The following is an 18,561-nucleotide window of genomic DNA, read 5'->3' as shown; positions in this document are numbered from 1 at the left end:
ATCCGTGGAAACCCGGGACCGGTTGGGAGTCTCAGCCTTCGGTGGCGCCGTCCGCTTAGGGTGGAGGGCATGAGGGTCACCGTCACGGGCTCGTCGGGCCTCATCGGCTCGGCACTGGTGCAGTCGCTGCGGGAGGACGGCCACGACGTCGTCCGGCTGATCCGGCGAGAACCGTCCAGATCCGACGAGGCGCGCTGGTCCCCCGCCGACGGGTGCGTCGAGGCGGCCGCGCTGGACGGCACGGACGCCGTGGTGCACCTCGCGGGCGCCGGGATCGGCGACCGGCCGTGGACGAAGGCGTACAAGCGCAAGATCAGAGACAGCCGCGTGGTCGGCACCCGGACGATCGCGGAGGCGATCGCGGCGGCCGGCCCGCGGCCGCCGGTGCTGGTCTGCGGGTCCGCGATCGGGTTCTACGGCGACACCGGCGGGCGGGAGGTCGACGAGAAGGACCCCGCGGGGCGCGGCTTCCTGGCCGGCCTCGTCCGCGACTGGGAGGCCGCCGCCACGCCCGCGAAGGAGGCCGGCGTCCGGGTCGTCCACCCGCGCACGGGCGTGCTCCTCACCCGCGAGGGCGGGATGCTGGGCCGCACGCTGCCGCTGTTCCGGTTCGGGCTGGGCGGCAGGCTCGGCGGCGGCGGGCAGTGGATGAGCTGGATCTCCATGGCCGACCAGATCGCGGCACTGCGGTTCCTCATCGACCATGAGATCGCCGGGCCGGTCAACCTGACCGCGCCGACCCCGGTGACCAACGAGACCTACACGAGGACGCTCGGCCGTCTCCTGCACCGGCCGGCGCGGCTGGCCGTCCCGGCGTTCGCGCTGCGGGCGGCGCTGCGCGAGTTCGCCGACGAGGGGCCGCTGGTCAGCCAGCGGGTCCTGCCGCGGCGGCTGGAGGAGGCGGGGTTCCGGTTCGCGCACCAGGACCTCGACTCCGCTCTGCGCGCCGTCCTGTGAGTCCCAAGAATCGTCAAAGTCCCGGCCGATCCCGTTCGGTAGCCATACGGTGACATTGAGACAGCTTGGCCCAGAGGAGGGTGAATGAGCACCGACGGACAGCCGCACATCCTCGCGATCGGCGGGGGCACGTTCGTGCCGGACGGCCGGGAGGGGCTCGAACCGAGCCCGCTGCTGCGCTACGCGTTCGACCTGACCGGGCAGGACCGGCCGAGGGTCTGCGTCATCACGACGGCCGTCGGTGACGGCGCCGAGTACATCGCGCGCTTCTACACGGCGTTCTCGTCGATGGACGCGGAGGTCAGCCATCTGGCGCTGTTCCCGATGCCGAACGTCGCCGACGTCCGGGCGCACCTGCTCACCCAGGACCTCGTCTACGTGAGCGGCGGCAGCGTCGCGAACCTGCTGGCCCTGTGGCGCCTGCACGGCCTGGACGAGATCCTGCGGGAGGCGTGGCAGGAGGGCGTGGTCCTGTCCGGGCAGAGCGCGGGCGCGCTGTGCTGGCACGTCGGCGGCAACACCGACTCGTTCGGGCCGCAGCTCCGCCCGCTCACCGACGGCCTGGGCTTCCTGCCGTTCTCGTGCGGCGTGCACTACGACAGCGACCCGCAGCGGCGTCCGCTGCTGCAGCAGCTCGTCGGCGAGGGGACCGTGCCCGGCGGCTACGCGGCCGACGAGTCGGTGGGCCTGCACTACGTGGGCACCGAGTTCGTCCAGGCCGTGTCGTACCGGCGTGAGGCCGGCGCCTACCGCGTCGAGCCCGACGGGCCGGGGACGGCGAAGGAGTCCCGGCTGGAGCCCCGCCTGCTCGCCGCCCTCTGAAGACGCGCCGCCGTCCGAGGACCGCGCGCCGCGAAGGCTTAAGCTTGCTCGTGTGAGCGATGTGGACGTACGCGAGCTGGTGGTGGTGCACGCGGGGTTCGGCACGGCGGCCGTCCCCTATCCGGACGGATGGGAGTTGCAGAAGCGCACCCACGCGCTGCGGGTGGACGACGCGATCCCCGACACCGTCCTGCTGCTGGAGCATCAGCCGGTCTACACGGCGGGCAAGCGCACCGAGCCGCTCGACCGCCCCTTCGGCGACCCGGGCGCCCCGGTCATCGACGTCGACCGCGGCGGCAAGATCACGTGGCATGGGCCGGGGCAGCTCACCGGCTACCCGATCGTCCGGCTGCCCGATCCGAAGGACGTCGTCGGGTACGTGCGGCTGCTGGAGCGGATGATGATGGACGTCTGCGTCGAACTCGGCCTGGAGACCGCCACCGTCGAGGGGGCCAGCGGCCTTTGGGTGCCCGGTGCCCCGAACCGCAAGATCGGCTCCATCGGGATCCGGGTGGCGCGTGGCGTGACGATGCACGGGTTCATGCTCAACTGCGACAACGACATGGGCTGGTTCGACAAGATCGTCCCCTGCGGGATCCGGGACGTGGGGTCGACCAGCCTCAGCCGCGAGCTCGGCCGGGACGTCCCGGTCGCCGAGGTCGTCCCGATGGTCGAGCGGTGCCTGTCCGCGGCGCTCGGCGCGGCGGAAACGCTCCACCGCACCACGGCACAACTGGGAGCCTGAAGGGCCGCAGGGGGCCGGCCCTCGGGGTCAGCCCTCGGGGTCAGCCCTCGGGGGTCATCACCTTGTAGACGGCCTGCCCTTCTGCGGCGGCGGCCGTGAAGAACTCCCCCAGCCCCTTGTAGGCGGGCTTGAAGAGCTTGTCGCGGGCGGCGGCGTCGAGCCTGCCGGCGTCCTGGACCCCGGCCTTGCCCATCGCCGCCGGGTCGTACCGTCCGGCGACCTTCGCGAACGGCGTCGCGGACAGGTGGTCGGCGGCCGGCTTGACCCGTTCGGGGGCGAGGTAGATCACGTCCATGCCCAGTTCGTCGGCTCCGTCCTCGGTGAGCAGCCGCCCGCCGCACACGAGGTCGGCCTCGGGCTGCCGCCCGTCCCACGGGTCGCCGGTGACGAGGTAGTGCATCGCCTGCCACGCCCAGCCGAGATCGAACAGTTCCGCCGCGCCGCGCCGGCGCCAGTCGGCGGCACCGAAGATGTGGCGGGCGGTCCGGCCGGGATCCGGCTCCCCCTCCAGCACCGGCGGCACCCTGAGGTACGACATTGCCAGACCCACTGCGGCCCTCCTGCTAACGCTGTTGCGTGACGACAGGGAGTCACCCTAGAGAGATCCACTGTTGGACATGGGGGAAACACGCGAATCCGCGAGGTGAACGGGGTACTGTCATACGTTCGAGATCGCTCCGATACGCCTTTGAGCCCCGCCCCGCCGACCCGGCCCCGGCGGCGGCCGGTGTGCCGCCACCGTAGATCGCGACGTACGCTGGGTCCCGTGACGACGGTGACACCTGACGGACGCAAACTCCTGCGCATCGAGGCACGCAACAGCGAGACCCCGATCGAGCGCAAGCCCGAATGGATCAAGACCCGGCTGAAGATGGGCCCGCAGTACCGCGAGCTCAGCGGCCTGGTGAAGTCCGAGGGCCTGCACACCGTGTGCCAGGAGGCAGGCTGCCCCAACATCTACGAATGCTGGGAGGACCGGGAGGCCACGTTCCTGATCGGCGGCGACCAGTGCACCCGGCGCTGCGACTTCTGCCAGATCGACACCGGGAAGCCCTCCGCGCTCGACCGGGACGAGCCGCGCCGCGTCGCCGAGTCCGTGGCCACGATGGGCCTGAAGTACGCCACCGTCACCGGCGTCGCCCGCGACGACCTCGAGGACGGCGGCGCCTGGCTGTACGCCGAGACCGTCCGGCAGATCCACGCGGCGATCCCCGGCTGCGGCGTCGAACTGCTGATCCCCGACTTCAACGCCGTCCCCGAGCAGCTCGCCGAGGTCTTCTCGTCCCGCCCGGAGGTCCTGGCGCACAACGTGGAGACCGTCCCGCGGATCTTCAAGCGGATCCGGCCCGGGTTCCGCTACGACCGTTCCCTCGACGTCCTCTCGATGGCGCGGGAGGACGGCCTGGTCACCAAGTCCAACCTGATCCTCGGCATGGGCGAGACCCGCGAGGAGGTCTCGCAGGCCCTGCGCGACCTGCACGCCGCCGGCTGCGAACTGATCACGATCACCCAGTATCTGCGGCCGAGCGCCCGCCACCACCCGGTGGAGCGGTGGGTGAAGCCGGAGGAGTTCGTCGAGCTGTCGGCCGAGGCCGAGGAGATCGGCTTCGCGGGCGTCATGTCGGGGCCGCTGGTCCGTTCCAGCTACCGCGCCGGCCGTCTGTACAAGCAGGCGATCGAGGCGCGGGAGGGCTGAACGCGCGAACGTCGCGACACGACTATCCTTGGGCACATGTCGAAGAAGCCCACGGACGGGGCGCAGGAGCGTCCGGGCCGCCTCAAGCAGATCCGCATGGTCGCCCAGGTGCTCCGCCAGGCCGACCCGAAGGCCCTGCCGATCGTGTTCGCCTCGGCGATCGGCGCGCTGGTCGTCGTCATCCTCATCGGGTGGATCGTCGGCCAGCTGTGGTTCTTCATCCCGATGGGCGTCATGGCCGCCCTGGCCGTCGGCATGATCGTGTTCGGTCAGCTCGCGCAGCGCGCCCAGTACAAGGTGATCGCCGGGCAGCCGGGCGCCGCCGCCGCGATCCTGAAGAACATGCGCGGCAACTGGACGGTCACCGAGGCGGTCGCCGGCAACCGCAACCTCGACATGGTGCACCGCGCGGTCGGCCGTCCCGGGGTGGTGCTGGTGTCGGAGGGGGCCCGCAACCGCGTCGGGCCGCTGCTCGGCGCAGAGAAGAGGCGCCTGTCCCGCGCCGCCCAGCAGGTGCCGATCTACGACGTGCAGGTCGGGGACGACGAGGGCCAGATCCCGGTGGACAAGCTGCAGCGCCATCTGATGAAGCTGCCCCGCAACCTGAACAAGGGGCAGGTGAGCGAGCTGAACGACCGGCTCCAGGCACTCCCCCGGTCGATGCAGATGCCGAAGGGCCCGATTCCCAAGGGCGCGAAGATGCCCAAGGGCCCCAAGCCCAAGATGCGATGAGAAAGCGCCCCGGCCGGGGCGCTTTCCTCGTTCACGGCTCAGATGTTGACGACGACCGTGTTGCTCGCTCGGTCGTGCAGGCCCCGGTAGTCCCGGTCCCAGATCAGCGCGGGAACGACCAGCACCAGTAGCAGCGTCCTGGCCAGTGCCCAGCCGAGCCCGACGGGTCGTCCGTCCAGGCGGGCGACGTGGATGCCGCACAGCCGCTTGCCGATCGTCGTGCCGAGCAGCGCCGTCAGCAGCCACACCTGGATCCCGAAGATGACCAGAGTCCACATGCTGCGCTGCGACGGGTCCCACCCGAACGAACGCGCCAGCAGGCTCGCCACCAGCATCGACAGCCCCCAGTCGACGAACAGCGCGACGAGCCTCCGGCCGTAGGACGCGACGGCGCCGCTGCCCTTCTCCGGGAGGCCGAGCCTCGCACCGGGCTCACCGAGATCGGCGCCGGCCGAACGCGCCCCGCTCAGCCACGTCTGCGTCCACCGCGGCCCGCCGGCCTTCGCCTTGCCACTGCTCATGCCCTCTAAGCTATCCCGTCCCCTCGCGGGTCCGGACCCGGCTCCCGGAGCCACGGCGTGACGCGTAACACAGCGGAAACATATGAGACACGGCCGGGAAACGGCGCCGCCGTAGCCTGCCGGAAGCCAAGTAGCGCCCCAAGGAGGCTGGATGTTCAGCAGCGCCGAAGAGGTCCTGAGCTACATCAGGAACGAAGGTGTGCGATTCGTCGACTGCCGGTTCGTGGACCTGCCGGGCAAGATGCAGCACTTCACGTTCCCCGTCGAGAGCTTCGGCGAGAGCGTCTTCACCGAGGGGCTGATGTTCGACGGCTCGTCGGTCCGCGGTTTCCAGGAGATCCACGAGTCGGACATGCTCCTGCTCCCGGACCCGTCCACCGCCGTCGTCGACCCGTTCCGCCGGCACAAGACCCTGAACCTGAACTTCTTCGTCCACGACCCGCTGACCGGCGAGCCCTACAGCCGCGACCCGCGCAACGTGGCCAAGAAGGCGCAGGACTACCTGCGCGGCACCGGCATCGCCGACACGTGCTACTTCGGCCCCGAGGCCGAGTTCTACATCTTCGACGACGTCCGGTTCGAGACGAAGCAGAACGCCGGCTACTACTACCTCGACTCGGTCGAGGGCGCCTGGAACACCGGCCGCGAGGAGCCCGGCGGCAACCTCGGCGCCAAGCCCCCCTACAAGGGCGGCTACTTCCCCGTCCCGCCGATGGACCACTACACCGACCTGCGCTCGGAGATGGTCGCGCAGCTCCTCGACGTCGGCATCCATGTCGAGATGCAGCACCACGAGGTCGGCACCGCCGGCCAGGCCGAGATCGACTTCCGCTTCGACACCCTGCTGAAGACGGCCGACCAGCTGCTCCTCTACAAGTACATCGTCAAGAACGTCGCGCGCGACGCCGGCAAGACCGTCACCTTCATGCCGAAGCCGATCTTCGGCGACAACGGCTCGGGCATGCACTGCCACCAGTCCCTCTGGAAGGACGGCTCACCGCTGTTCTACGACGAGGTCGGCTACGCGGGCCTGTCCGACAACGCCCGCTACTACATCGGCGGCCTGCTCAAGCACGCCCCGTCCCTGCTGGCGTTCACGAACCCGACGGTCAACAGCTACCACCGCCTCGTCCCCGGCTATGAGGCCCCGGTCAACCTGGTCTACTCCCAGCGCAACCGCTCCGCCTGCATCCGCATCCCGATCACCGGCTCGAACCCGAAGGCCAAGCGCGTCGAGTTCCGCGTCCCGGACCCGTCCTGCAACCCCTATCTGGCCTTTTCCGCGATGCTGATGGCCGGCCTGGACGGCATCAAGAACAAGATCGAGCCCCCGGAGCCGGTCGACAAGGACCTCTACGAACTCCCGCCCGAGGAGGCCCGCGCCATCCCGCAGGTCCCCGGCTCGCTGCCGGAGGTCCTCGCGGCCCTGGAGGCCGACCACGACTACCTCCTCGAAGGCGGCGTCTTCACCCCGGACCTCATCGAGACCTGGATCACGATGAAGAACGAGTTCGAGATCGACCCCATCCGCCTCCGCCCCCACCCCCACGAATTCGAGCTCTACTACGACATTTAGGACCGGCGGGCGCGTTGACCCGGCACATCGTCAACGCGCCCACGCCTGGTTCGAGCTTTGTTCCGCGCGAGGCCGCGGTTCCGGGTAGACGCAATGATTAGGTCATACTATCATCGCTGCCATGCTCTTCCCTACCCCGGCGCTCACTCCCGAGGACACGCGGGTACTCGGCGAAGTCGAGCAGATGCGTGAAGCCTTGCGGAACCAGGTGCGCAACGCACCGTTGAAGTGGACGCAGGGATTGCGGAAGTTCCTCACCGCCGACGCCGTCGCGGCCTCCAACTCCATCGAGGGCTTCAAGGTCGCCACGGTCGACGTCGAAGACCTGATGGACGGCGAACGCGATGTCGAGGTCTCCGAGGAGGACCGCGAGGAAACCCTCGCCTACCAGCGGATGATGACCTACATCCAGACCCTCCATGACGTCGAGGACTTTTCTTACGGCAAGAGCTTCCTCAACGCCCTGCACTGGATGCTCCAGGGACACCGGCATACCTCGCGCAAGCCCGCCGGCCAGTGGCGCCGCGGCCCCATCCACGTCACCGACCCCCGAGACGCGAGCATCGCCGCATACACAGGGCCGGACGCGGACCAGGTCCCGGCCCTCATCGAAGAACTGATCGACTGGCTCAACTCCGACAACGGCACCCACCCCCTGATCCGCGCGGCGATGGCCCACCTTCACCTCGTGTCCATCCACCCCTGGGCCGACGGCAACGGCCGGATGTCCCGCTCCCTGCAGACGCTGTTGATCGCCCGGGAAGGCGTCCTCGCCCCGGAGTTCTCCTCCATCGAGGCGTGGCTGGGCCGGCCGGGAAACACCTGGGAGTACTACCGGGAACTCGCCGGCCGCGGCGCGCGGTACCTCCCGGACCAGGACGTCTCCAGCTGGATCCGCTTCAACCTCACCGCGTACCACCAGCAGGCCCAGACGGTACGAGGCCGCCTCGACCGAGCCGCCGGGGTCTGGAGAGCACTGGCCGAGTTCGCGGAGGAGACCGGCCGAGATGAACGCACCGTCACGGCCCTGCATGACGTCGCCATGACGGGACGCGTCCGCCGACTCCGCTACGAGCGCGCAGAAGGTCTCAGCCTCCAGCAAGCCCAGCGCGACCTCCGCGACCTCGTCACCGCCGAGATCCTGACCCCCGTCGGCCGCACCCGGGCCCGCTACTACACCGCAGGCCCCCGTTTCCCGGAAGAAGCACTGGACGTGGCGAACACGCCCATGACCCTCACCGCGCCCTACGCGGCCTGACGGCCGGCAGGCGCATGAGCGACGTGGCCGCGCCGGTGCACTTGGCTCGGTGCGGTCAGTGGCTTCCGGTGGTGTGCGGCCGGACACCGCTGCGGACGAGATCGCGGTAGAGGGTGTAGGCGGGCTTGGGGCGGTAGGTGTCGGTGACGACCCCCAGTGTTCCGGTGGGCTGGGTCGAGCCGCTGTCGGCGTCCCGGAGGCTGAACAATTCGTACTGGGTGATGTTCAGGGGTTCGCGGAGGGCGAGGATCGTATTGATCATGCTGGACAGGGAGTCGCACTGCGCCTGCTCGGTGCGCGGCTCCCCGCTCGGGGTGCCGTTCTCCGCGATGTGGATCGGGGTGCCGGCCGGGATGCGGGCACGGGGTAGCGAGTGCTCTCGCAGGTGGTGCAGGGCGTGGACGGTGAGGGACGCGGCATCTCCCGGTGTACCGCGCGGGGCGGCGGGTGAGAAGGCGTCCGGGTACAGGCCCAGGCCGACGTAGTCGACGTGGTCGGCGAAATCCTGCTGCGGCACGGCGGACAGGTACCGCCAGAACTCGTCGTCGCCGCCCAGCCATTCCGGTGGTTCGGCGACGGAGAAACCGACCCGCACGTCGCTGAGGCCGCGTCGGTCCAGCGCGGCGCGTGCGTGCGGGATGCCGAGGGTCAGGGCTTCGAGGACTCCCGGGGCGCTTCCGTCGATGAGCGGGATGGGGAAGTTGGGTTCGAGCGTCACCTGCAGGTACCGCGCCAGGTGGCCGTAGCGGCCGATGACGGTGTCGAGGAAGGCCAGCCATCCGGGAAGGTCGGCGACCTGGGGGATGTAGCTCACCACGAGGTCCAGTTCACGGCCCGCCTGGACGTACCACTCGTCGGGCATCGTGAGGCGGGCGAGTTCGTCGTCCGCTCCGAGTGAGGTGACGACGTCCGGTGGTGTCGCGTCGCCGAAGAAGTGCACGTACTCGCGGACGACGAAGGCGTTGCCGCCGGCGAGGTCGTCCACGAGGTCACCGATCGCGGCGGGGTCGGGCGGGTGCGAGCAGACGGTGGCCGCCCGGCCGCCCGGGTAGATGCCGAACTTCACGGTCCGGCCCTCCTTTCGTCGGGCCGGACGTCCGGCCAGTCGATGTCGTGTGAGCGGATCCGCGACGCCAGACTCCTGATCCAGGTGGTCTCGGCGGTCACGATGGTGCGCCAGTAGGCGGCTTCGAGCATGTGCGCTTCGGCCACGCCGTCGGGGCGCTCCGTTCGCCGCAGGGTGGCCAGTTCCTCGTCGAGGCGGTCGGCGCGGGCGTCCAGGATGGACGCCGCATGATCGGCCGGGAGGGCACCGGCGTAGGCGACGGCCATGACGAAGTCCACGGAGGCGACCTGGCCCTCGCGCAGGCCCGCCTCGACCTTCCGCCGGAAATCGGCCATGCCCGCTTCGGTCGGCTCATACGCCGTGCGCGGCGGGCGGTTGCCGACCCGTTCGGGCCGGCGGGAGGCGACCAGGCCCGACGTCTCCATCGCCTTCAGCAGCGAGGTGACCGTGCTGCGTGTGACCGGCAGATGGCCGTATCGCTCGCGCAGGCGCGAGGTGAGTTCGTAGGCATGCGACGGCTGCTCGACCAGAAGCCCGAGCAGCGGCAGCACCAGGCTGTTCCGTGACGCGTCCAAGGGCACCCATGGATGATATAGACGTATACGTCTAATGACAAATCCGGAAGCGGCCCTGTATCGGGGTCCTGGCATGATGTGCGGGGCGATGTGGCTGAGGAGCGGGATGGCGTACGACCCGAAGGACGTCCTGCGGGATGGCAACTCCCTGCTGGGCGCCGCGCGTGTTCTGCTGGCCGATCATGACCAGGCTCTCGGAGAGGTGCAGCGGGCGCTGGCGCCGTTGCGGGCGGAGGCGGCGCGGGAGAAGCTCGCGTCGATCCCGGTGGAGCGGCTGAAGGACGTCACCGGCGGGCGGCTGCGTGTCGGCGCGCTGGAGAAGGCGGGGTTCACCACCGTCGCGGACGTCCTGGAGACGACCCGGTACCGGCTGCAGCTCGTGCCGGGAATCGGGCCGCAGACGGCGGCGCAGGTGCATGCGGCGGCGGGCAGCCTGGCGGAGGCGGCGGAACGGTCGGCCGGGATACGGGTCGACCTGGAGCGGCGGGACGGCGTGACGACGCCGCTTGTCATCGCACTGCACCGGCTGGTGAACGCCGGGCCGGACATTCCGCGCGCCCGCGCCGCGGCGGAGCGGCTGGCGGAGCGGCTCGGCCCCCTGGCACACGATGCGAGGCCGGCGGGGTCGTGGTGGCGGAGGCTGTTCGCCCGGCCGGCCAAGCGGGAGCGTGCGGAGAATGCGCTGAGCGAGCTGGCCCAGGCCGTGGAGGCGGAGGGCTCGCGGGACACCGGCCTGCTGATGTCGCAGGCGTCGGTCGATCTGCTGCGGCCGGCCGTCTCGGCGGACGAGGCGTGGATCGACTTCGAGCTGCGCGCGTCCGACTACCAGACCCTCCTGGCGGAGCTGGCCTCCGTGGAGCCCGGGCGGGAGGCCGCCGAAGGGTTCGTTCCGAGTGATCTGGCCGCCCGGGTCAAAGCGCAGCCGCTCGACGACGCCTGCCGGCGGGTCTCGCTGCGCGGCTACCAGTCGTTCGGGGCGCGGTTCGCGCTCGTCCAGGAACGGGTGATCATCGGCGACGAGATGGGGCTCGGGAAGACGATCCAGGCGATCGCGGCGATCGCCCATCTGCGGGCAGAGGGCGGGACGCACTTCGTGGTGGCGTGCCCGGCGAGCGTCCTGATCAACTGGGTGCGCGAGATCGAGGCGCGCAGCACGATCCCCGCGCATCCGCTGCACGGCCCCGGCCGGGACGAGGCGCTGGCCAAGTTCGTCGCCGACGGCGGCATCGGGGTCACGACCTTCGCCACACTGCCCATGCTGGACGTTCCCCTCGACGTCGACGTGGCGATGTTCGTGGTGGACGAGGCCCACTACGCCAAGAACCACGAGACGCGCCGCGCCAAGACCGTCGCGTCGTGGTGCCGGCGGGTGAACCGGGTGCTGTTCCTCACCGGCACGCCGATGGAGAACCGCGTCGAGGAGTTCCGCAGTCTGGTCGCGCATCTGCGGCCGGAGCTGGCGAAGCAGGTCAGCCCGGGAGAGGCGGTGCTCGGTCCGCAGGCGTTCCGGTCGGCGGTCGCCCCCGTCTACCTGCGCCGCAACCAGGAGGACGTCCTCGTGGAGTTGCCCGAGGTCGTGCACGTGGACGAGCTGGAGGAGTTCAGCGCGGCGGACCAGGCGGCCTACCGGCGGGCGGTGGCGGCCGGCAATTTCATGGCGATGCGCCGCGCCGCGTACGCCGTCCCGAAGAGGTCCGCCAAGCTCGACCGGCTGCTGGAACTGGTCGCGGAGGCCGAGGCGAACGAGCTGAAGGTCGTGGTGTTCTCCTACTTCCGGGACGTGCTGGCCGCCGTCGACGACGCACTCGGCCCGGAGGTGCACGGCCCGATCTCGGGCGACGTGGCACCGGTGAGACGCCAGGAGGTGGTGGACGAGTTCACCGCCGCACCCGGGCACGCCGTCCTGCTGGCCCAGATCCAGGCGGGCGGGGTCGGGCTCAACCTTCAGGCGGCGTCGGTCGTCATCCTGTGCGAGCCGCAGGTGAAGCCGACGATGGAGACCCAGGCGATCGCCCGCGCCCACCGGATGGGCCAGGTGCGCACCGTCCAGGTGCACCGCCTGCTGACGCCCGACAGCGTGGACGAGCGGATGCTGAAGATCCTGTACACCAAGACCAGGCTGTTCGACCAGTACGCGCGGCGCAGCGACCTGGCGGAGCAGACGCCCGACGCGACCGACATCTCCGAGCAGACCCTCGCCCGCCAGATCGTCGCGGAGGAACAAGAGCGCCTGGGCACGTCCTGAGGGCCGGGAAGAGCGCGCCCGGTCGCGCTGTTCACGTGGGCGAGACCGAACGATCAAAGGGGATGCCATGGCCGAGGTCAGGGTGGAGCGCACCGGGGACGGTTTCCAGGCCGTCAACGACCGCGGCGCGAAGGTCGCCATCGGGGATCACGACACCGAGGGGGTCTTCACGCCGGTGGAACTGCTGCTGGCGGCGCTCGGCGGCTGCGAGCTGGTCACCGTGGAGCCGCTGACGGCCAAGCGCGGGCACCGGATGGCGCGGCTCGCCGCGACCGTCCAGGCCGACAAGGTCGCGACGAGCACGCTGGGCACGATCACGGTCACCTACGACGTCGAACTGCCCGAGGGCGACGACAAGGCCGAGGACGTGCTGAAGTCCGTGGCCGCGCGGGTGCACGAGAGGTACTGCACGGTCGGCGCCGCCCTCCGGGAGCCGATGAAGGTGGAGCAGGTCGTGGACGCCGGACCGGGCGGCGACGCCTAGCCGCAGGTCGTGCCCGCGGCCGGCACCTTCCCGAGCAGAAGGTAGGCGTTCACGGTCCTGCGGACGCACGGGTCGCCGGTGTCGTAGGCGCCGTGGCCCTCCCCGTCGAGGGTGAGGAGCGTCGCCCGGCCGCCCAGTTCCCTGGTCAGGGCGGGCGCCCACGCGTAGGGGGTGGCCGGGTCGCCGGTGTTGCCGACGACGAGGATGGGCGCGGCGGACGGGGCGGACACCTCGCGTGCCGCGTCGTCGCCCGGCACCGGCCAGCCGGTGCATTGCAGCAGGCCCCACGCCATGGACGTCCCGAAGACCGGTGAGGCGTTGCGGAACGCCGGCAGGAGCCGCCGGACGTCGGACGGGGTGTGCCGGCCGGTGCCGTCCGCGCAGGTGATCGCGGTGTTGGCGGCGGTCAGGTTGGTGTAGGTCCCGTCCTCGTCGCGGCCGTTCTGGACGTCGGCGAGCATGAGCAGCAGCGAGCCGTCGCGGCGCTTGACCGCGTCGACGAGGCCCTGCGCGAGGTACGGCCAGGCGTCGCGGGAGTAGAGCGCCGCGGCCACGCCGGAGGTGCCGAGGCTCTGTGTGAGCCTGCGGCCGCCGGACGTGGGCAGGGGTTTCCGGTCGAGGCCGTCCAGGATGCGCCCGATGGATTTCACGACGGACGGGCCGTCGGCGCCCAGCGGGCAGTGCTTCCTGCCGAGGCGTGCGCAGGCGTCGCCGAAGTCGCGGAGGGCGCGCTGGAACGCGGCGGCCTGCTGGAGGGCGAGGTCCACGCCGCTGATGCGGGTGTCGACGGCGGCGTCGAGGACGGCTCGTCCGACCTTGTCGGGGAACCGGTGCGCGTAGGCGCCGCCAAGCCAGGTGCCGTAGGAGATCCCGAAGTAGTGGAGTCTCCTGTCGCCGAGGGCGACGCGGATCAGTTCCATGTCGCGGGCCGCGTTGAGGGTGCCGACATGGGGCAGGAGTCCGCCGGAGCGGGTCGCGCACCCTTTCACGTAGGCGGCGCGTCCGTCGGCGTACGCCTTCTCCTCGGCGGCCGTGTCGGGGCTGTCGTCCCGGGCGACGATCTCGTCCATGCGCCGGTCGCCGACGCAGGTGACGGGGGTGCTGCGTCCGACTCCGCGGGGGTCGAACGCGACGAGGTCGTAGCGGGTGCCGAGTTCGGCGTACTGGCCCGCGACCTGGGCGAGCGTCTCGACGCCGTCGCCGCCGGGGCCGCCGAAGTTGAACAGCAGCGAGCCGACGCGGTGACCCCGGTCGGTGGCCGGCACCTTGATCAGCGCGATGTCGATCTTCTTGCCGGCGGGGCGGGCGTGGTCGAGGGGCACCTTCAGGGTCGCGCAGCGGAGCCCGGACGGTGGCGTCTCGGCGCCCGGCGGCGGTTCCGGGAGGCCGGTGCAGGGCTTCCAGTCCGGTGGACGGGCGGTCGCGCGCGGCAGGCTCACCGCCGCGGCGGCCGTCGTCGCCTCCGGGCGCCGCACGGACGTTCCGCCGAGGCAGGAGATCAGTCCGGAAACGGCCAGCGCACAGGCGCCGACCAGCACGATGCCAGGTATCGCCCACTGGCGGGTCATTCGTCCCCCGTTCGTTTCGCGGGGGGGCGGTCCGAACCTACCCAGGGCCTCCTATGCTGACTCCTGATCAACTTCAGTGGCTCCACGCGGGGGAGGAGCGGAGGGGGATGCGACCCCGACATCTCTCCCCCGAAAGTCCGGATACCGCATCAGGGTCGTACTACTCAAGTCTGAGATGAAGACCATTCGCCGCGGTGATCACAGTCAGGGGGCCGTGCGGCAAAGATAGGTACCATGGCTCAACCCGCCCCCCCAGCAGCCCGCCGAGGCCAGGCCGCCGAGGCCCGGCAGGGCGAGCAGCGAAAGCCTGCCGCGACGGTGCGGCGCCGGGTGCTCAGAGCACCTCCGGTGTGGCGTGAGCTTCTGCTGGTCGTGCTCTTTTACACCGGGTATACGCTCACGCGCATCGTCCTGGTTCAAGACGGCACGGGGCCGGCGTTCGCGCACGCCGACCAGATCCTGAGCGTAGAGCGCGCCCTCGGGCTGGACATCGAGCTTTACCTCAACGAGACGCTGCTGGCGGTCCCCTGGCTGGCGCGCACCGCCAACGTCTTCTACGCCACGGCCCACTTCATCGTGACTCTCGCCGTGGTCATCTGGCTGTACCGCTACCGGCCGCAGCACTACCGGTGGCTCCGCACGTCGATCATGGTGGCCACCGGGGTCGCGCTGATCGGATTCTGGCTGTACCCGCTGGCGCCGCCGAGGTTCCTGCACAGCGAGGGCTTCGTCGACCCGGTGACGGCGCTGCACTCACTCGGCCTGTACGCCAGTGACGCCTCGGGAAGCCTCACCAACCAGTACGCGGCGATGCCGTCGATGCACGCCGGATGGTCGCTCTGGTGCGGGGCCATCCTGGTCAAGCTGGCGACGCAGACGTGGGCCAAGGCGCTCGGAGCCCTTTATCCCGCGACGACCGTCGTGGTGATCCTGTCCACCGCCAACCACTACGTCCTGGACGCCGTGGCCGGGATCGCGCTGGTCAGCGGCGCACTGTGGGTGTCGTGGATGCTCTACACGCGGTGCCCCCAACCGCTCCTCATCGCGCGGGCCCGCGCGTCCCACAGCCTCGCCCAGCGCACCCGCCGCGGCCCGAGCGGGTCGGCGGCCGGCTCCGCCGCCACCCGGTGCGCCGGACGCACCTGACCCCCGCGTACTCCCCCGGGAGTACGGCGGCCGGTCACTCCGCGCCGTAGAACACACGGTCGACGACCGCGCGGGCGCGGCGGGTGTGGCGGCGGTGATCCTCCAGGAGGTCCCCCGTCCCCGGGTAGCCGAGGACGCGGGTCACGGCGCTGCGCTCCCGGTGGTGGTCGGTGGGCAGCAGGTCGGACGCACGGCCCCGCACCAGCATGATCGAGCCGCGGATGCGGGTCGCCAGGCACCACGCGTCTTCGAGGACGGCGGCGTCCTCGGCGTCCAGGAGGCGGGCCTCGACCGCCGCGTCCAGCGCGTCCAGGGTGCGGGTGGTGCGCAGGCCGGGGATCTCGTGCGCGTGCCGGAGCTGGAGGAGCTGAGCGACCCACTCGACGTCGGCGAGGCCGCCGGGGCCGAGTTTGGTGTGCAGCCGCCGCTCGACGCCGCGCGGGAGCCGCTCGGACTCCATCCGGGCCTTCAGCCGCCGGATCTGCCGGACGGCGGCGTCGTCGATGCCGTCCTCCGGCCAGCGGACCGGGTCGATCAGGGCGCGGAACCGGTCGCGCAGCCCCGCGTCGCCGATCAGCGGGTCGGCGCGCAGCAGCGCCTGCGCCTCCCAGGGCTCCGACCAGCGCGCATAGTAGGCGGCATAGGACGCCAGCGTGCGGACCAGCGGGCCCTGCCGGCCCTCCGGCCGCAGGTTCGGGTCGATCTCCAGCGGCGGGTCGGGGGCGGGCAGCGCGAGGAGGCGGCGCAGTTCCTCGGCGACGGCGTGGGCGGCGCGCCCCGCGGCCCGCTCGTCCGCGCCGGGCAGCGGGTCGTGGACGAACATCACGTCGGCGTCGCTGCCGTAGCCGAGTTCGTGGCCGCCGAACCGGCCCATCGCGACGACGGCCATCCGGGTCGGCAGCGGCTCACCCGCCGCCGTCTCGATCTTGTTGACGGCGGCGCTGAGCGCGGCCTCGACGGTGACGGTGGCGATGCCGGTGAGGGCCTCCCCGACCGTCCGGACGTCCGCCATCCCCAGCAGGTCGGCGACCGCGACGCGGAACAGTTCCCGGCGGCGCAGCGCCCGCACGATCCCGACCGCGTCCTCCGCCGATGCCGTGGCGAGCGCTCCGTCCTGGGAGGACGCGTCGCCGGGCCCCCCGGAAACGCCCCAGTGCCGGCGGACGGCGGCCAGCGCCTCCGAGCGGAGGGCTTCGAAGGGACGCGGCGCCAGGTCGGCGTCGCTGCCGAGGATCGCGACCGCCTCGGGGGCGCGCAGCAGCAGGTCGGTGGCGTAGCGGCTGGACCCGAGCACCCAGGCCATCCGCTCGGCGACGGTCACCTCGTCGCGCAGCAGCCGCAGATACCAGGGGGTGGTACCGAGCGCGTCGCTGACCTGCCGGAAGCCGAGCAGGCCCGCGTCCGGGTCGGGCGCGTCGGCGAACCAGCCGAGCATGACCGGCAGCAGCGTCCGCTGGATCGCGGCGCGCCGCGACACCCCGGAGGTCAGCGCCTCGATGTGCCGGAGCGCGCCCGCCGGGTCGGCGTAGCCGAGGGCCTCCAGCCGGGTGCGGGCCGCCTCCGGGGTGAGCCGGGACTCCTCCCCCGGCAGCCGCGCCACGGCCCGCAGCAGCGGCCGGTAGAACAGCTTCTCGTGGATGCGGCGGACCTCGCGGGCGTGCCGCCGCCACAGCGCGGTGAACTCCCCGACCGGGTCGGTGCGCAGGCCGAGGGCCCGGCCGAGGCGGCGCAGGCCGTCCTCGTCGCCGGGGACGAGGTGGGTGCGGCGCAGCCGGTGCAGCTGGACGAGGTGTTCCACGCGCCGTAGGAACCGGTACGCGGAGGCCAGCGCCGCCGCGTCGTCGCGTCCGACGTACCCGCCCTGCGACAGGTCGGCGAGGGCGTCCAGCGTGGTCGGGCTCCGCAGCGTCTCGTCGGCGCGGCCGTGGACGAGCTGGAGCAGCTGCACCGGGAACTCGACGTCCCGCAGGCCGCCGGGGCCGAGCTTGAGCTGGCGTTCGGAGTCGGCGGTGCGCTGGTTCAGGTCGGCCTCGACGCGGCGCCGCATGGCCTGGACGTCCTCGACGAAGCTCTCCCCTTCGGCGGCCTTCCACACGATCGGGGTGACGGTGTCCAGGTAGCGGGCGCCGAGGCCCGCGTCACCGGCGACGGGACGGGCCTTCAGCAGGGCCTGGAACTCCCACGTCTTGGCCCAGCGCTCGTAGTAGGCGCGGTGGCTGGCGAGGGTCCGCACGAGCGGCCCGGCCCTGCCCTCGGGACGCAGCGCCGCGTCCACCTCCCACAGCGAGCCCTCCTCGGTGCTGGCCGAGCACGCCCGCATCATCGCCGACGCCAGCCGCGTCGCGGTGCGCAGCGCGGCGTCCTCGGGCTCGCCCTCGCGCGCTTCGGCCACGAAGATCACGTCGACGTCGCTGACGTAGTTCAGCTCGCGTCCCCCGCACTTGCCCATCCCGATGACGGCGAGCCGGCACGTCCCGTGCCCGGGGACCTCGGCGCGGCCGACCGCGAGGCCCGCCTCCAGCGCCGCGGCGGCGAGGTCGGCCAGCTCGGCGGCGACGTCGGCGACGTCGGCGACGCCGATCAGGTCGCGTCCCGCCAGGGCGAGGAGCCGCCTGCGGTACGCGACCCGCAGCGCGACGAGGGCTTCGGGGCCGGATCCGGACGCGACGGGCTCGTCGGCGGCCGGGTCCGCGCCGACGGCGGCCAGCAGATCGTCGCGGGGACTCCCGGCGGGTCTCCCCTGGCCGTCGCGCAGCATCACCCAGTGGTCCGGGTGCCGGGCCAGGTGATCGCCGAGCGCGGCGCTCACCCCGAGGACGGTGGTGAGCCGCTCCCGCGTGCCGGGCTCCGCGGCGAGGGCGTTCCGCAACTCGCCGCCGGCACCGTGCTCGGACGCGGCGGCGAGGATACGGAGCAGCCCGTCCAGGGCCAGGTCGGGGTCGGCGGTGCCGCCGAGGGCGTCGAGCAGGTCGTCGCCGGGGCCGGCGACGGTGTCCCGCCCGGCCTCCAGGAGGAGGCGTTCGGCGCGGGCGGCGTCGGTGAAGCCGAGCCTCGCCAGGCGGCCGGCTAAGGAGGGACGGCGGTCGGGAGTCCAGGACTCGGTCACAGGGTCCACCGTATTCCCGCAGGGCATGGAACGGAGCCCGTCCGTTGAATGGCGGCGGGTGGGG

The 18,561-nt window shown here is 71.7% G+C and carries 16 protein-coding genes; 10 read left to right on the top strand and 6 right to left on the bottom strand.

Going from position 1 to position 18,561, the window contains the following annotated elements:
• Positions 1–69 precede the first annotated feature (69 nt).
• The 3 genes from ACGFK0_RS10095 to lipB all read left to right on the top strand — a co-directional run bounded on the left by ACGFK0_RS10095 (position 70) and on the right by lipB (position 2,524).
• The gene (locus ACGFK0_RS10095; RefSeq protein ID WP_392902485.1) at positions 70–957 is read left to right on the top strand and encodes a TIGR01777 family oxidoreductase; all 888 of its coding nucleotides are present in this window, start codon (positions 70–72) and stop codon (positions 955–957) included.
• A gap of 84 nt (positions 958–1,041) precedes the next feature.
• The gene (locus ACGFK0_RS10090; RefSeq protein WP_392902483.1) at positions 1,042–1,779 is read left to right on the top strand and encodes a Type 1 glutamine amidotransferase-like domain-containing protein; all 738 of its coding nucleotides are present in this window, start codon (positions 1,042–1,044) and stop codon (positions 1,777–1,779) included.
• 52 nt (positions 1,780–1,831) lie between these two features.
• Positions 1,832–2,524 carry a lipoyl(octanoyl) transferase LipB gene (lipB, locus tag ACGFK0_RS10085; protein ID WP_392902481.1) on the top strand — a complete coding sequence of 231 codons (693 nt, stop codon included), beginning with the start codon at positions 1,832–1,834 and terminating at the stop codon, positions 2,522–2,524.
• Between the two features lie 40 nt (positions 2,525–2,564).
• Here lipB and ACGFK0_RS10080 read toward each other — a convergent pair whose 3' ends face one another.
• Positions 2,565–3,074, bottom strand: a complete 510-nt coding sequence (locus tag ACGFK0_RS10080) for a DUF1877 family protein (RefSeq protein ID WP_392902479.1) — start codon at positions 3,072–3,074, stop codon at positions 2,565–2,567.
• A gap of 216 nt (positions 3,075–3,290) precedes the next feature.
• Between ACGFK0_RS10080 and lipA the strand changes: the two genes are divergently transcribed.
• Both lipA and ACGFK0_RS10070 read left to right on the top strand, forming a co-directional pair.
• A complete protein-coding gene (gene lipA, locus ACGFK0_RS10075) occupies positions 3,291–4,220 on the top strand; it encodes a lipoyl synthase (RefSeq protein ID WP_392902477.1) in 930 nt (309 codons plus the stop codon).
• A 36-nt stretch (positions 4,221–4,256) separates the two neighbouring features.
• Positions 4,257–4,952, top strand: a complete 696-nt coding sequence (locus ACGFK0_RS10070; RefSeq protein WP_392902475.1) for a DUF4191 domain-containing protein — start codon at positions 4,257–4,259, stop codon at positions 4,950–4,952.
• A gap of 38 nt (positions 4,953–4,990) precedes the next feature.
• Here ACGFK0_RS10070 and ACGFK0_RS10065 read toward each other — a convergent pair whose 3' ends face one another.
• Complete coding sequence (locus ACGFK0_RS10065; protein WP_392902473.1) at positions 4,991–5,473, bottom strand: RDD family protein; 483 nt, start codon at positions 5,471–5,473, stop codon at positions 4,991–4,993.
• A gap of 151 nt (positions 5,474–5,624) precedes the next feature.
• Between ACGFK0_RS10065 and glnA the strand changes: the two genes are divergently transcribed.
• Complete coding sequence (gene glnA / locus ACGFK0_RS10060) at positions 5,625–7,049, top strand: type I glutamate--ammonia ligase (protein WP_392902471.1); 1,425 nt, start codon at positions 5,625–5,627, stop codon at positions 7,047–7,049.
• 121 nt (positions 7,050–7,170) lie between these two features.
• Positions 7,171–8,307 carry a Fic family protein gene (locus ACGFK0_RS10055; protein ID WP_392902469.1) on the top strand — a complete coding sequence of 379 codons (1,137 nt, stop codon included), beginning with the start codon at positions 7,171–7,173 and terminating at the stop codon, positions 8,305–8,307.
• A gap of 55 nt (positions 8,308–8,362) precedes the next feature.
• Here ACGFK0_RS10055 and ACGFK0_RS10050 read toward each other — a convergent pair whose 3' ends face one another.
• Together ACGFK0_RS10050 and ACGFK0_RS10045 are read right to left on the bottom strand one after the other, a co-directional pair.
• The gene (locus ACGFK0_RS10050; protein ID WP_392902467.1) at positions 8,363–9,373 is read right to left on the bottom strand and encodes a hypothetical protein; all 1,011 of its coding nucleotides are present in this window, start codon (positions 9,371–9,373) and stop codon (positions 8,363–8,365) included.
• Entirely contained in the window at positions 9,370–9,954 is a 585-nt protein-coding gene (locus ACGFK0_RS10045) for a PadR family transcriptional regulator (RefSeq protein ID WP_392902465.1), read from the bottom strand. Before ACGFK0_RS10045 ends, ACGFK0_RS10050 begins: the two co-directional genes overlap by 4 nt.
• 100 nt (positions 9,955–10,054) lie before the next feature.
• Here ACGFK0_RS10045 and ACGFK0_RS10040 point away from each other — a divergent pair, with 100 nt between their 5' ends.
• Complete coding sequence (locus ACGFK0_RS10040) at positions 10,055–12,193, top strand: DEAD/DEAH box helicase (RefSeq protein WP_392902463.1); 2,139 nt, start codon at positions 10,055–10,057, stop codon at positions 12,191–12,193.
• A gap of 67 nt (positions 12,194–12,260) precedes the next feature.
• Complete coding sequence (locus tag ACGFK0_RS10035; protein ID WP_392902461.1) at positions 12,261–12,677, top strand: OsmC family protein; 417 nt, start codon at positions 12,261–12,263, stop codon at positions 12,675–12,677.
• Here ACGFK0_RS10035 and ACGFK0_RS10030 read toward each other — a convergent pair.
• On the bottom strand, positions 12,674–14,245 hold the full coding sequence (locus ACGFK0_RS10030) for an alpha/beta hydrolase (protein ID WP_392902459.1): 1,572 nt from the start codon (positions 14,243–14,245) through the stop codon (positions 12,674–12,676). The two genes, ACGFK0_RS10035 and ACGFK0_RS10030, sit on opposite strands and share 4 nt — an antisense overlap.
• 234 nt (positions 14,246–14,479) lie before the next feature.
• Between ACGFK0_RS10030 and ACGFK0_RS10025 the strand changes: the two genes are divergently transcribed.
• Positions 14,480–15,391 (top strand): phosphatase PAP2 family protein, encoded by a 912-nt coding sequence (locus tag ACGFK0_RS10025; RefSeq protein ID WP_392902457.1) that lies wholly within the window; start codon positions 14,480–14,482, stop codon positions 15,389–15,391.
• Between the two features lie 34 nt (positions 15,392–15,425).
• Here the strand turns inward: ACGFK0_RS10025 and ACGFK0_RS10020 are convergent, their stop codons facing one another.
• The gene (locus ACGFK0_RS10020; RefSeq protein WP_392902455.1) at positions 15,426–18,524 is read right to left on the bottom strand and encodes a bifunctional [glutamine synthetase] adenylyltransferase/[glutamine synthetase]-adenylyl-L-tyrosine phosphorylase; all 3,099 of its coding nucleotides are present in this window, start codon (positions 18,522–18,524) and stop codon (positions 15,426–15,428) included.
• Positions 18,525–18,561 lie beyond the last annotated feature (37 nt).

Source organism: Spirillospora sp. NPDC048823 (assembly GCF_043198445.1).
In the GTDB taxonomy this organism is placed as follows: Bacteria; Actinomycetota; Actinomycetes; order Streptosporangiales; family Streptosporangiaceae; genus Spirillospora.
The sequence above is the reverse complement of the archived record's forward strand: the minus strand, read 5'-3'. Positions and strand labels throughout refer to the sequence as shown.